13 protein-coding genes are annotated in these 13,037 nt (G+C 70.6%); 6 read left to right on the top strand and 7 right to left on the bottom strand.

From position 1 onward, the window contains the following. Positions 1-8: 8 nt before the first annotated feature. Positions 9-2,408, top strand: a complete 2,400-nt coding sequence (locus OG310_RS24930; protein ID WP_329460364.1) for a beta-glucosidase family protein — start codon at positions 9-11, stop codon at positions 2,406-2,408. 302 nt (positions 2,409-2,710) lie between these two features. Next, positions 2,711-3,784: a glycoside hydrolase family 25 protein gene (locus tag OG310_RS24925; protein WP_329458090.1), complete on the top strand. Its 1,074-nt coding sequence runs from the start codon at positions 2,711-2,713 to the stop codon at positions 3,782-3,784. A gap of 200 nt (positions 3,785-3,984) precedes the next feature. Here OG310_RS24925 and OG310_RS24920 read toward each other — a convergent pair whose 3' ends face one another. Next, the gene (locus OG310_RS24920; protein ID WP_329458089.1) at positions 3,985-4,185 is read right to left on the bottom strand and encodes a hypothetical protein; all 201 of its coding nucleotides are present in this window, start codon (positions 4,183-4,185) and stop codon (positions 3,985-3,987) included. A 107-nt stretch (positions 4,186-4,292) separates the two neighbouring features. On the opposite strand from OG310_RS24920, the gene OG310_RS24915 reads away from it, so the two are divergent. Both OG310_RS24915 and OG310_RS24910 read left to right on the top strand, forming a co-directional pair. Further along, positions 4,293-4,934, top strand: a complete 642-nt coding sequence (locus tag OG310_RS24915) for an HAD family hydrolase (protein ID WP_329458088.1) — start codon at positions 4,293-4,295, stop codon at positions 4,932-4,934. A gap of 248 nt (positions 4,935-5,182) precedes the next feature. Then, positions 5,183-6,502, top strand: a complete 1,320-nt coding sequence (locus OG310_RS24910; RefSeq protein ID WP_329458087.1) for an MFS transporter — start codon at positions 5,183-5,185, stop codon at positions 6,500-6,502. A 153-nt stretch (positions 6,503-6,655) separates the two neighbouring features. On the opposite strand, the gene OG310_RS24905 is transcribed toward OG310_RS24910, so the two are convergent. The 6 genes from OG310_RS24905 to OG310_RS24880 all read right to left on the bottom strand — a co-directional run bounded on the left by OG310_RS24905 (position 6,656) and on the right by OG310_RS24880 (position 11,179). Continuing rightward, on the bottom strand, positions 6,656-7,129 hold the full coding sequence (locus tag OG310_RS24905) for a carboxymuconolactone decarboxylase family protein (RefSeq protein ID WP_329458086.1): 474 nt from the start codon (positions 7,127-7,129) through the stop codon (positions 6,656-6,658). A gap of 218 nt (positions 7,130-7,347) precedes the next feature. Continuing rightward, positions 7,348-7,629 (bottom strand): hypothetical protein, encoded by a 282-nt coding sequence (locus OG310_RS24900; RefSeq protein WP_329458085.1) that lies wholly within the window; start codon positions 7,627-7,629, stop codon positions 7,348-7,350. A gap of 777 nt (positions 7,630-8,406) precedes the next feature. Continuing rightward, positions 8,407-8,985: an XRE family transcriptional regulator gene (locus OG310_RS24895; protein ID WP_329460363.1), complete on the bottom strand. Its 579-nt coding sequence runs from the start codon at positions 8,983-8,985 to the stop codon at positions 8,407-8,409. A gap of 215 nt (positions 8,986-9,200) precedes the next feature. After that, positions 9,201-9,812, bottom strand: a complete 612-nt coding sequence (locus OG310_RS24890; protein WP_329458084.1) for a hypothetical protein — start codon at positions 9,810-9,812, stop codon at positions 9,201-9,203. Positions 9,813-10,279: 467 nt separating this feature from the next. Next, positions 10,280-10,627, bottom strand: coding sequence for a hypothetical protein (locus OG310_RS24885; protein ID WP_329458083.1), 348 nt, complete (start codon positions 10,625-10,627; stop codon positions 10,280-10,282). Between the two features lie 267 nt (positions 10,628-10,894). Beyond that, positions 10,895-11,179 (bottom strand): hypothetical protein, encoded by a 285-nt coding sequence (locus OG310_RS24880; RefSeq protein ID WP_329458082.1) that lies wholly within the window; start codon positions 11,177-11,179, stop codon positions 10,895-10,897. Positions 11,180-11,518: 339 nt separating this feature from the next. Between OG310_RS24880 and OG310_RS24875 the strand changes: the two genes are divergently transcribed. Next, positions 11,519-11,869, top strand: a complete 351-nt coding sequence (locus OG310_RS24875; protein ID WP_329458081.1) for a hypothetical protein — start codon at positions 11,519-11,521, stop codon at positions 11,867-11,869. A gap of 294 nt (positions 11,870-12,163) precedes the next feature. Next, positions 12,164-12,484 carry a hypothetical protein gene (locus OG310_RS24870; RefSeq protein WP_329458080.1) on the top strand — a complete coding sequence of 107 codons (321 nt, stop codon included), beginning with the start codon at positions 12,164-12,166 and terminating at the stop codon, positions 12,482-12,484. The last annotated feature ends 553 nt before the right edge of the window (positions 12,485-13,037 follow it).

The raw sequence follows: 13,037 nt of genomic DNA, 5'->3' as shown, positions 1-13,037 counted from the left end.
ACGACAACATGGTCTCCGAAGACCACGCGGACCGCGCGGCCCGCCGTGCCGCGCGGGTGGCGGAGCTGGTCTCCGCGATGACCCTGGAGGAGAAGCTCGCGCAGCTGTACGGGCTGTGGGCGGGCGCCTCCCAGGACGGCGCCGAAGTCGCCCCGTACCAGCACGAGATGGAGACTCCCCCGCGACTGGAGGAGCTGCTGCCCAACGGAATGGGCCAACTGACCCGCCCGTTCGGCACCGCGCCGGTCGATCCCGCGCTCGGCGCGCTGTCGTTGATGCGGACGCAGGCGCTGATCGCGGGCAAGAACCGGTTCGGTGTGCCCGCGCTCGCCCACGACGAGTGCCTGGCCGGCTTCGCCGCCTGGCGCGCCACCGCCTACCCGGTGCCCCTGTCCTGGGGCGCGTCCTTCGACCCGGACCTGGTGGCGCAGATGGCGGCGGCGATCGGCCGCGACATGCGCGCCGTCGGCGTCCACCAGGGCCTCGCGCCCGTTCTGGACGTCGTACGCGACGCCCGCTGGGGCCGGGTCGAGGAGACCGCGGGCGAGGATCCGTACCTCGTCGGTGTCGTCGCGACGGCGTACGTGCGGGGGCTGGAGTCCGCCGGGGTGATCGCCACGCTCAAGCACTTCGCGGGCTACTCGGCCTCCCGCGCCGGCCGCAACCTCGCGCCGGTGAGCATGGGCGCGCGCGAACGGGCCGACGTGGTGCTGCCGCCGTTCGAGATGGCGGTACGGGAGGGCGGCGCACGCTCCGTGATGCACGCCTACACGGACACCGACGGGGTCCCCTCCGCGGCGGACGGCGCGTTGCTGACCGGTCTGCTGCGCGACACGTGGGGCTTTTCCGGCACGGTCGTCGCCGACTACTTCGGGGTGGAGTTCCTGCGCACCCTGCACGGGGTCGCGGCGGACGACGGCGACGCGGCGGCGACGGCGCTCACGGCCGGGGTCGACGTGGAACTGCCGACCGTCAAGACCTTCGGCGCTCCCCTGCGGGAAGCCCTCGCCTCGGGCCGGCTCCCGCAGGAGACGGTGGACCGCGCGCTCACCCGCGTCCTCACCCAGAAGGCCGAACTGGGCCTGCTGGACGAGGACTGGTCACCGGTGCCGCCCGCGCTCGCGGACGCGGACACCGAGGGCGACGCGGTGGAGCGGCTGCGCGGGACCGTCGACCTCGACCGGCCCGCGAACCGCGCCATCGCTCGCCGGCTCGCCGAGGAATCGGTGATCCTGCTGTCGAACGACGGCACACTGCCCCTGCCGGGTACCCCGGCGGCTCCGGACTCTCCGGCCGCTCCGCCGCGGCTGCGGATCGCGCTGGTGGGGCCGCAGGCCGGCAGCCGGACCGCGGTCCTCGGCTGCTACTCGTTCCCCGTGCACATCGGGGCCCAGCACCCGGACCTCGCTCCCGGCATCGAACTGCCCACCCTGAGCGAGGCGTTGACGGCGGAGTTCCCGGATGCCGAGATCATCGTCGCCGAGGGCTGCGGAGTGGACACCCCCGGCACGGACGGCATCGCGGCCGCGGTCGCGGCGGCGCGGGACGCGGACGTGGTGCTCGCGGCGCTCGGCGACCGCGCGGGGCTGTTCGGCCGCGGCACCAGCGGCGAGGGCTGCGACGCACCCGACCTGACCCTGCCCGGCGCCCAACAGCCCCTGCTGGACGCCCTGCTGGATTGCGGAACCCCGGTCGTCGCCGTCCTGCTGGCTGGCCGGCCGTACGCACTGGGGCGCGCGGTGGAGGAGGCCGCGGCGATCGTCCAGACGTTCTTCCCCGGCCAGGAGGGCACGCGGGCGATCGCCGGTGTGCTCTCGGGCCGCGTGGACCCGTCCGGGCGGCTGCCGGTGAGCGTGCCGCGCCTGCCGGGTGCTCAGCCCTCCAGCTACCTCGCGGCACCGCTCGCGGGCCCCAGCAGTGTGTCGAGCATCGACCCCACCCCGGCGTTCGCGTTCGGCCACGGGCTGACGTACACCTCCTTCACCTGGTCCGGCCTCGCGCTTCGCACCCCCGTCGCGGCGACCGACGGAGAGCTCGCGCTGTCCTTCACCGTCCGCAACACCGGCGCGCGCCCGGGCACCGAGGTGGCGCAGCTCTACCTGCACGACCCGGTCGCCTCCGTCGTACGCCCCGTCCAACGCCTCATCGGCTGGGCGCGGTTCACCCTGGAACCGGACCAGCGGGCGCGGGTCGAGATGCGGGTACCGGCGGACCTGGCGTCCTTCACGGGCACCGAAGGGCGGCGGATCGTCGAACCGGGCGCGCTGGAGTTGCGGCTCGCCACGTCGGCCGCGGACAGCGGCGTACGGCTGCGCGCGGCGGCCGAACTGACCGGTCCGGTGCGCGAGGTGGACCACACGCGGGCACTGCACGCCGCCGTCACGGTGACCGTCGAGGAGCGGCCCTGACACCTCCCGCACCCCGGCGGCGCGTTGCCCGGTGCCTGCCCGCACGCGGGCTTTCGGGCACGCGCCGCCGGTGCGCGGGGTAAGGCGCCCTCCATTACCCGACGTTCGCGCCCCCATATCCAGGCGGGCAGCGATCGACGTCGGGCAGGAGCGGGCATCTTCCGCACAGTTGGAGAGGACGACTCCCCAGCGGAGCACAGCGTCTGGTACGGATGACGTACACAGGACGACGGTGGGAGCCACCCGTCCGTACGCAGTGAGTCCGCACGCAGTGAAGCCGCACGGTGCCCGGAGGAGACCGGATGGCCGCCACCAGTCGAGGGGTCGACGTATCCGCCTACCAGGGCGTCCAGGACTGGACCGCCCACAAGAACGACGGTGTCGTGTTCGCGTTCGCCAAGGCGAGCGAGGGCGAGCACACGCACGACACCCGCTTCGCCACGCACATCGCCGGCATCAAGGCCGCGGGGCTCGTACCCGGCGGCTACCACTTCGGCTGGCCGAACCAGCCCGTGTCCGTGGAGGCGGCGAACTACATCGCCGCCGTCAAGCCCCACGCGGGCAAGGGGTTCTGCCACTGGCTCGACCTGGAACGCTACAGCGACGGCCGCAACTACGCGGGCCGCTCCGCGGCCCAGATCAAGGCATACGCGACGGCGTGGGTCGCGACCGTGCGCAAGGCCTTCCCCGGCCAGCGGGTGGGCGTCTACACCTCGGGCGACGACCTCGCAAAGGGACACCTGCCGAGCGGCGTACCGCTCTGGTACCCCGCGTACACCTGGGGCACCGCGGCGGCCTCGTACGCGAAGGCCGAGGCCGCGCCGCAGCCGCACCCGTCCGGAGTGACGCCCCTCATCTGGCAGTTCACGAGCACCCCCCTGGACAGGTCGCTGTGCTACCTGTCCGCGACCGCCCTGCGCGCGTGGGCCGCGGGCACCGACGCCCCGGAGGACGACATGCCCCAGTACGTCAACCTCGGCCTGGCCGAGCCCTACACCATCGCCCCCGGCCAGGACTGGGACGCCATCGAGTTCACGAAGGAGTGGACCGACGAGGCCGGTGACCACGCCACCGACGGCAGCGTGTTCGTGCGCGGCGCGGCCCGCTTCACCGGCCAGGTCAGCCTCGTCGTCGACGGGGCGACGGCGGGCACGCAGATCCAGGTGCGCCAGTCGGAGGTGGACGCGAAGGGGACGTACGTCCTCGACCACCCCATCGCCGAGGTCATCGCCACCGAGGGCAGCACCTTCGCGACGGTCCCGATCACGAACCATCTCCCAGCGGGCCACGGTATGCGCATCCGCGTGAAGGCGTTCCAGCAGACGCCGCTCAAGGTGACCGCGGCGGTGGTCAAGGCCCTGGTCTGGAAGGGCTGATCCAGCGATCCGGTGGCGGGGTGACGTGGTGACCGTAGGACCGGGGCCGCGGCGATGTGCTCATACGACGGTCGGACGTCCGCGAGGACCGGCCTGCCGAGCCCCGGGCGCCGGGGTCCCCGTCTTGGGGGCCGAGCCACCGGGGCCCGCATTCCAGGCCGAACCGGCGGCTCCACCGCGGCCACCCGGACCACCCGATGTCAGCCCTGCGCGCCCGCCGCCCCGCGCAGGTCCCCGGCGCTCCACCCGGTGACGCGGGCGACCTCGGCCAGCGCTTCGGGCCCGGGGTCCTGCTGGAGCGCGGCGAGGGCCTCCGCCCGTACGTCGGCACGTGCGGCCTCCAGCGCCACCTCCGCTTCCCGGGAACGCTGGACTGCGAGTTCGAGCTTGGCGGTATCCATGCCCCCAATCTCCCACACGCGTAGCGGGCCCCGACCCGGACGACATGCGCAGGGCACAAGGGCCACGGTCCCCGCCCGCGCCCCCACGCCGTCCTACGATGCCGGGCATGATCCGCGCAGTAGTTCTCGACATCGGGGAGACCCTCGTCCGCGACGACCGGTACTGGGGCGCCTGGGCCGCCTGGCTCCAGGTACCGCGCCACACGGTGTCCGCCCTCGTCGGCGCGGTCGTCGCCGACGGACGCGACAACGCCGACGCGCTGCGTCTCGTCAGCCCCGGCATCGACGTCGCGTCCTCGAACGCGGCGCGCGAGGCGGCGGGCCGTGGCGAGTTCCTCGACGAGAGCGACCTCTACCCCGACGTACGGCCTGCGCTCGCCGAACTCAGGTCACGCGGGCTGCGGGTCGTCGTCGCCGGCAACCAGACCGCACGCGCGGGCGAGTTCCTGCGCGGCCTCGACCTGCCCGTCGACGTGATCGCCACCTCCGGGGACTGGGGGCACGCGAAGCCCGATCCGGAGTTCTTCCGGTGCGTACGGGACGCCACCGGCGTCGAGGAGCACGAGACGGTCCACGTCGGGGACCACCCGGCGCACGACATCTTCGCCGCCCACGCAGCCGGCTTTCGCACCGCGCACCTGCGGCGCGGGCCCTGGGGCTACTTCTGGGCGGACGACCCGGCCGTCGTGAAGACCGCGGACTGGTGCGTGGACAGCCTGACCGACCTGGTGGGCGCCCTCGCGGACTGAGACCCCGGGGCCCGTACCCCCGGCCGCCTTCCCGGCCCGCGCCGTACCCGTACCCGTACCCGTACCCGTACCCGTAGCAGCATGGCGCCTGTCCCGCGTAGGCGTACCACGCCCGCCCTGACCCGCTCTGCCGTGCGCGAGGGTGCTCATGACACCGTGAGGGTCATGAGCACAGCACACAGCATCGCGGAACGACGGCCGCGCCCCCGCCTCTTCGCACGGCGCGCGATACCGGGCGCGGCAGCCCGGTGACATCGACCGACAAGCCGTCCCCGCAGCCGGTAAGAACCGGCAAGGGCGTCGCGGACCGCTTCCGCCGCGTCGCCCTCGACACGCGTCCGCTCGCCATCCCTATCTACCGGCGCGTCCTCGTGGGCCAAGGGGCCTCGTTCGTGGGGACGATGGTCACCGGGGTCACCATCCCGGTCCAGATCTACGCCCTGTCGCACTCGTCGTTCTACGTGGGCCTCGCGGGTCTCGCCGGGTTCGTCCCCATCGTCATCTTCGGCCTGTACGGCGGCGCCATCGCGGACGCCGTCGACCGGCGTCTGCTCTACCTGTGGTCCTCGCTCGTGACCTGGGTGGTGACCCTCGCGCTTCTCGTCCAGACGCTCCTGAACGTGCGGTCGGTGCCGCTGATCCTCGCCCTGGTCGCCGTCCAGGGCGCCGGCTTCGCCACGTCATCCTCGACCCGCGGTGCCATCATCCCGCGCATCGTGCCGAGTGAACTGGTCCCCGCGGCGAACACCCTCAACTTCACGGTGGGCAACGTCGGCCAGGTCCTCGGGCCGCTCGTCGCCGGTCTCCTCGTATCGCTCCCGCACGGCTTCGCCTACTCCTACGGCGCCGACGCCCTGCTGTTCACCATCTCGCTGTACTCGACGTTCCGGCTGCCGCCCATCCGGCCCGTGGGCACCTCCACCCGGCGCGGGGTGCTCGCCGTATTCGACGGCCTCCGGTTCATCAGCCGCAACCCCGTCCTGCTCATGTCGTTCGGGGTCGACATCGCCGCCATGGTCCTGGCCATGCCGCGGGCCCTCTTCCCCGAGGCCGCCGCCGCGCGCTTCCACGGCGGGGTCGGCCTGCTGTACGCGTCGATCGCGATCGGGTCCGTCGTGGGCGGCCTGTGCAGCGGGTGGATCGGACGGGTACGGCGCCAGGGCGTCGCGCTGACCATCGCGGTGGCCGGCTGGGCGACCGCGATCACCCTGGCGGGCTTCGCCCACACCCTCTGGCCCGCGGTCGTCCTCCTCGCCCTCGCGGGCTCCGCCGACCTGGTGAGCTCCGTCTACCGGCAGACCATCCTGCAGACCTACGCCCCCGACGACATGCGGGGACGGATGCAGGGCGTCTTCACCGTCGTCGTGGCGGGCGGCCCCCGCCTCGGTGACCTCCGCGCGGGCGCCATGGCCGCCACCACCACGCTCAGCATCGCCTGGTCCGGCAGCGCCGTGCTGTGCCTCGTCCTGGTCGTCGTCGGAGGCCTCGCCGTACGCCCGTTCCGGCGCTACGACACCCACGCGGCGACGCCGGCCGTCACCGAGGGCGATGCCGCCGGCGCGACATGACGTCCCCGTGACCGGCGCCCTGGGGCCCGGATCCGGAGCCCGGGCAGGCGGTACGCGCGTACCCCGGCCTCCCCGCCCCGGGCCGGGGCCGCTCCCCCGGGCCCCGGCCCCGGCCCCCGGCCCCGGCCCCGGCCCCCGGACGGAGTGCCCCCGTTATCCGAGCGAGCCCACCACGTAGTCGCCGGCCGGCTGCTGGATCATGACGTTCCCGCGGTTGAACGCGTTGATGACGGCGATGCAGGACACGAGCGCCGCCAGCTGGTCCTCGTCGTAGTGCTTGGCCGCGTTCGCCCACGCCTCGTCGGTGACACCTCCGGCCGCGTCCGCGAGGCGCGTGCCCTGCTCCGCCAGTTCCAGCGCGGCGCGCTCGGCCTCGGTGAAGACAGTGGCCTCGCGCCACGCCGCGACCAGACTCAGGCGCACCGCGGTCTCACCTGCCGCGGCGGCTTCCTTGACGTGCATGTCGAGGCAGCCGGCGCACCCGTTGATCTGGCTCGCGCGGATCTTCACGAGCTCCTGCGTCGCGAGCGGCAGCGACGAGTCCGCGAGCGCCCTGCCCGCCGCGATGATGTGCTTCCAGACCTTGGCCGCGGCCTGGCCCTCGAACATGTTCAAACGGGCACCCATGGTGAACTCCTCCGTCGTGGTGATGCCTACACGGACATGACGGAACGGCTCGGCGGGATGTGACACGGCCGGGTGTGACCTGGGTCTCGCCCGGCGGCCCCGGCGGCCCCGGCGCCCGGTCGGGCCACCGTCCTACGCCGGACGACCCGGGACGCTCCCAGGGCCCGCGCGAAGGAGAGTCCCTGCTGCCTCGCGCGCGGCCCTGTACCAGGGGCGTCTCAGCCGAGGCTGGGGAGAAGCCCGGTGGCGGGCGCGGCCAGACCGGTCAGCTGCTGGAGCTGGTTGACCTGGTTGAGGCCCTGGAGCTGCGAGGCGAGCGTCGGCACCTGCCCCTTCTGGTCCGCGGGCATCCCGGCGGACGAAAGGTCGTTGAGAGTGTCGGTCACACTGACGCTCTGCGGCTGCATCAGGGGTTCCACGGCGGCGGCGGACGAGGCACCGAGACCGGAGGCGCCGGCGGCGATCGCGAGGAGGGTGGCGAAGTGTCGAGTGGAGATCATGCCCTCCACAACGCCCCAGCGGTCCTCAGGACACGGTGAGCCGGCCGCAACCACCACCTGGCGCATCGCCCGCACGCGGCGCCGGGGCCCCGGCCGGCCCGCACACCCGGCTCCCCGGCCCGCGCGCGCCCCGCCGCCTGCGCGCCAGGGAGGCAGCACCTCGGCGGGATCAGAGCGCCTCGATCTCCTTCACGATCAGCGCCCGCGCGGCCTGCCCGTCCACGACCATGCCGCGCGGTTCCTGGTCCCATCAGCCATCGACTCGGAAACACCCGGGGCCCCCAAGCAACCACGCGACGACGTGCGCTGAGCCGTCGACGGTTGTCACCGTTGGTCGTCGTCGTGCGGCATGCGCTGCGCGGAGACAGCCGGACATCAGCTCACTCACCTCTTGCGGCGCTTGATGGCCTTGCTCTGTTCCGCCTTCTTACGCCTCTGAGTTGCGTAGGCAGTCCACTCGCCTTGGTGCTCGAAGCACCGAGATGTTCCCTTCTTCGTCAGCCTTTGGCATCTGCCTCCGGCCTTCGTGGGCCAGCCGCACTTACCTTGCTTCCACTCCGCCATGTCCCCTCCCCGGGCATCAGCTCCACGAGCATTGCTCGACCGGAAACAGAGTCCCGTCCAGCGAGAGGCTGCGACAGGCGCGTCGGAGGACGCACGGAAGCGCAAAGGTGCAGAACGCCAAGGGGAGTATCTCCGACGCGCACAACTCCGGCGGCCATCAGCGCGCGGTTCAGCGACATGCTGCCGTGGGCTTCGGCGTGTCCGGCACACGCTCTACCGAGCGGGCACTCCCCGGGACCAGAGTTCCTCTGCGTGCTCGGCAAAGCGGAAGAACATCCCTGCGTCACCGACTCGGCGAAGGTGCAGGAGTGGGCTGTCGTGCCCGACGAGACGCGCCAGGTGGGGCGTGACGAGTGCGTCATCATCGAAGCGGAAGACGCTGAGGCTGACGTGGTTGACGGCATCCTCGGCGGCGCTGAAACGCGCCTCCAGGCCGTCGAGTTGGCCGAGGTGCGCCAGGTTCTCCATGGTGATCTTGATTCTCGTGCTCACAGTGAGCGCGACGTCTTCGATCACCTCGCGCTGGCGGGTCACTTCACCGTCGGGGTCACCCAGGAGGAACCGGACCCGGCACCCGGAATCCACCTTCCGCCGGAGTGTCTCGGTGAAGTTCGGCAACTGCGTGAAGAAGAAGTAGTTCGTGTATCCGGCGAGAAGCAGGTCCCCGGAGGTGCGAGCAACCAGCTCGCTCCACACCTGAGAGGGGCACGCACTGCGATAGGGGTACGAGTGCACGATCTCGCGGTCATTGCCGGTCTTCACCCGGTTGATCACGGCGCGGGGCCACAGCATGTCTTCATCGACTCCCAACGCCCGGCAGGCGTCTTCGCGGTTCCTGGCGTGCGGCACGAGCGCGGCATGCCTCCCCCTCAGCGTGCAGCTTCTTGCGCCCCTGGGCCTCCGGTCCTTCCGCGCTTCGAACTTCATGGCATCCCTGAGCTGGGGTGTTGCGACGACCACCAGAATGGAAGGCGTGGCGGTGGGGGCTTCTTCGTTTCTGGGGTGTCCTAGGGGCAGGGCTCTCCGAGCTTCACGGCTCCGAAATCCAGCAGTGTGCTTGTGGGGATCTTCTTCCCCGCCTTGAAGTTCTGGGTGCACACCTTCCAGTCCCGGTCGAGGATCTGGAAGCGGGCGGCCCCGGTGCTGTCGTGCGACTTCAGGAGGTAGAACCCTACGGCTTGGGCTTTGTCCTGTGCGTCCTGAAGCCCCATGCCCAGGAAGCTCGGGACGGACGTGCCGCTCGCGGTCACGGCGGGAGCCTTCGCTGTCACCGTCTTCGTAGCCGTGGCCGTCACGGTGACCGTCGGCGCCGGCTTCGCCTTGGCCACCTTTGCTGCCGGCCTGTCGGTGACCGTCGCGGTTGTGGTGACGGTTGGCGCGGGAGCGGACTTCGAGTCGGCGACCGTCGTGGTGCCGTCGCCACTACCGGCCGTACCGATCATGACGCCGATGAAGAACAGGACTGCGGCACCCGGGATGACATAGCGCTTCAGCGTCCAGCCCGGGCGCCGGCCGTAGTCCCGCTGAGGCGGCGCGGGCAGCGGCGGTCCCCACTGGGCCGTCTGCTGCAGGTCTCCCTGCGGCGGCATCGGCGGTTGTTGCTGGTTGTCCCAACTCATATAGACCCCCCAGGTCTGTGGAGAGATGACCGTAGCGCCCGGGTCTGACAGTGGATGAGTGGATCACTCCGGTCGTGGCCAAGCTGTGACGCAGCGATGGGGACGAAGTAATCGTCGGGTGGCGTCTGATAGACGCCCGGCGATCGTCGGCATCGGCGTGGCCCTCAGGGCCCGCGACTTCAGCAGAGCGTGGGCGCTTCGCCGTGAAGCGTGGCGGTACGCAGACCTGCTACCTCGGCAAACCGCGACGGCAGAGCGCGCTGGGGCAATACAAGGAACTGCTACTGGCGACACAGAGAGCAGCGCGCAAGGACGCGTAGTCGCACGTTATGCGCTGGTCGTCGCCTGAGACACTGGCACGCAGGCGGGTAGCTCAATGGGTAGAGAGCAGACGGGCTTGTCCCCAGTCGACGTCGGTTCAACTCCGGCCCCGCAAACCGGCCGTCCCTCGGAGGGCCGTTCGTCTGTCACCCTCCGGCCCGCGGCACGTCACCCGGTGCCATGTCGGCCCGGACGCGCAGGAGTCGGACCAGATGCCGCCACCGGCCCGAACTGTCGAATGCGACGTCGGCCCTCACCTCGACGACGTGGCTCATACTGACGAGCCTCACGTCCAGCTTCTCCCGCGATCCCCACGCCGCTGAGAACGTCCAGCGCTGCGATGGGCTTCCGGCGGGGGCGGGCGCCAAGAGCGCCCCGAGGTGTTCGCCGGCCTGGCGCGCCAGTTGCATGTTCCGACCCGCATACTGGAGGCGGTCGGCATCGTCGAGCCGGCCAAGCAGCACGAACGCCGGCCGATGCAGCGCACCGGTCACGATGCCGACGATGGCCTCGGTGGACGCGCGCGCCCGGTACTTCCGCCAACCCGGCCGGATAGCGCTCGGTGAGCCGCTTGAAGACCAAGCCCTCCAGGCCGACGGCGCCTCACTCCACCCATCCCTCGCTTCGTCCCGAAGCAATGCGTCCGACCCGAGGAGCTGCGGCTCAATGGGCTTGAATTGTGTGGCCTGTTCGCCCGAGTCCGCGGATGTCCGCGTCGGTACGGGGTAGTGGTAGCGCAGTTAGATAATCGGCCTGTGCCTCTACAGGCCGCGGAGTGCCTCGTACAGGTCGCCATAGGCTGTCCAACAGTCGATGCTGCCGTCTTCGTACAGGCTGCCCATGTACCAGTCGTCGTTTTGGACTGGCTTCACGAGGCACAAACTATGGAAGCCGAGCACGATTTCTGGTTGCAGTACCTCGTCGGCTCCGTCGAAGGCGACCCACTTCACCGCCCTGTTTGGGTCGAGGACAACAGCCTCGTGGTCCCCGGATACGTCGGCGATCTGCTGAAGGGTCCACCCTGGCGGTAGTCGCGCGTCTGGCATCCATGGATGATCTCATTCACCGGGTGTGGACCACCGCTTTAGCAGTGAGGTTGGGCGATCGCGGGCCCGAGCTGCGGCTTTCCTGGTTTGGCGTTGTGCGGCCGAACAGCTCGCTCTGTGCCCCGGTTCCCCGTGAGTCCCCGAACGTTCTGGCACGAGAGTGGCATGGCCCGATGACTGCGCCTGCCTCCTCGATACGGGCAACTCTCTGAGGTCTGGCTGGCGTCAGCGCGGACATTCGCACTGGGACCATCGCGTGCGGTCGCCGAGGCTGCTGTGCTTCTGCGCCTTACAGGCTAGGCGGGTCGTGCCCGGGTCGTGCCCCCTATCCTTGAGATCGTGGAGGACTCGGAAGCCTTTCGCGCCGCGGTCAGAGCGCATACGGCAGTCATCTTGAATGGCAAGTCTTCACCGTATGATGCGGCGTTGGAGATCTGGGCTCTTGCTGGGCGTCAGTGGCCAGGCGATGACGGTGACGAAGCGTGCGTTTCGCTCCAACTCGTCTGGGGCGCGTTGACCGATTGGGTCGAGCTCCGGCCTGCGGAAACGGATCAAGCCGAGACGCGCATGGTCGCGGCCGCCCGTGAGTGGCTGACCATCGAGGGTGACCGAGAGGCCGAAGTCCGGTACTTCGACCGCTGGATTTACGACATCCTCGGGTACGAGCATCCAGCTCTGCCCCAGGCCTAGTCCACGATCTTGAGGCACGAGGTCTTCCACAGCGCGCCAAACTGGCGTCCTCGTCTTGCCCGGCCGCAGGCGTGAAGGTGTGGCCTCATCTTTATCAGGTCGGTCAACAGGCCGGCCTGGTGCCGGTCGGCGCTCGCGTCGTCCAGGTGGAGCCAGCATCGACGTCAGCGACCGACCGGCGGTGATCGTGGCTGTTGGTGTGAGCCGTTGATGTCGTCTGGCGCCCGCGGTTTGACAACCGGCCCGCCTTGCCCCTGCATGCGCCGGTCATGTCGGCTCTGGCAGATTGAGCGCATGGAGTCAGCCACCGACCCTCGCAACCCTGCCGGCATCCGCGTGGGGGACATCTACGAGGACTGCTTCTTTCACCCGGTTTTGTGCACGGACATTGATGACGTCGCAGGACTGGTGCTCGGTGGCGTGTCGCTCATCGACGGCTCCTCCCCTCGAAACTGCGACGCTCGCTACTGCGATCCCGTGCGCATCCCCATCGAGGACGTGCAAGGCATCAAGCGGGACTTCGACGGCTACGTTCGGCGGCGCGCGGCGGACATGCGCGACGCGGGGCCCCCGGTTGAGCAGCCAGCCCAGTCGGATCAGAAGCCGAAGAAGTGACCTGGGACCGGGATCGGAGCCACCCACGCTCACCACGACGATGCCGGCACCCGCACAACGGGCCCCACCCCGGACGCATGAGCGCCCCCGCCGGAAGCATGTTTTGCCGGTGAGCTGCCGTGGCGTCTTCGGTCTCGACTCGTGGCCTCGGCCCCTTCCCCTCGGGGGCGCGCGTCGGCGCAGCGCGGGCGGAGCGGGCCGAAGGCGGCAGCGGCGCCCAGAGCGCAGCCGGGTGCCTTGATGAGGTAAGGAAACCTGTAACAACTCCCGCGCTCATTGCGGAACGACTCAATTCGTCGGCAGCGGCCCGCATATCGTCGTTGATGGCATCTGCTCCGGCGTGCGAGAACGCAGCGGCCTCGCCGGGCTTGTTGGCGCGGACGGCTGCGATCCTCTGTGCTGCGGGCGACTTCAATGGCCGTGACGGAGCCACTGATCAAGATGCACCGGGTGCGGTTTCATCAGCCCGAGCGATGCAGCGGGAACTCACACTGTGAGCCACCCCGACCGGATACTGAGAGGCGTCCCGATCGCGGCTGACCGTGCGCGTTGA

It is taken from the genome of Streptomyces sp. NBC_01497, from assembly GCF_036250695.1.
GTDB lineage: Bacteria > Actinomycetota > Actinomycetes > Streptomycetales > Streptomycetaceae > Streptomyces.
This window is presented reverse-complemented; position numbering and strand designations above follow the sequence as displayed.

Coding starts and splice junctions, on each gene's coding strand:
- OG310_RS24930 (WP_329460364.1), top strand. CDS start 9: ATGGTCTCCGAAGACCACGCGGACCGCGCGGCCCGCCGTGCCGCGCGG.
- OG310_RS24925 (WP_329458090.1), top strand. CDS start 2,711: ATGGCCGCCACCAGTCGAGGGGTCGACGTATCCGCCTACCAGGGCGTC.
- OG310_RS24920 (WP_329458089.1), bottom strand. CDS start 4,185: ATGGATACCGCCAAGCTCGAACTCGCAGTCCAGCGTTCCCGGGAAGCG.
- OG310_RS24915 (WP_329458088.1), top strand. CDS start 4,293: ATGATCCGCGCAGTAGTTCTCGACATCGGGGAGACCCTCGTCCGCGAC.
- OG310_RS24905 (WP_329458086.1), bottom strand. CDS start 7,129: ATGGGTGCCCGTTTGAACATGTTCGAGGGCCAGGCCGCGGCCAAGGTC.
- OG310_RS24900 (WP_329458085.1), bottom strand. CDS start 7,629: ATGATCTCCACTCGACACTTCGCCACCCTCCTCGCGATCGCCGCCGGC.
- OG310_RS24895 (WP_329460363.1), bottom strand. CDS start 8,985: ATGCTGTGGCCCCGCGCCGTGATCAACCGGGTGAAGACCGGCAATGAC.
- OG310_RS24890 (WP_329458084.1), bottom strand. CDS start 9,812: ATGAGTTGGGACAACCAGCAACAACCGCCGATGCCGCCGCAGGGAGAC.
- OG310_RS24880 (WP_329458082.1), bottom strand. CDS start 11,179: ATGCCAGACGCGCGACTACCGCCAGGGTGGACCCTTCAGCAGATCGCC.
- OG310_RS24870 (WP_329458080.1), top strand. CDS start 12,164: ATGGAGTCAGCCACCGACCCTCGCAACCCTGCCGGCATCCGCGTGGGG.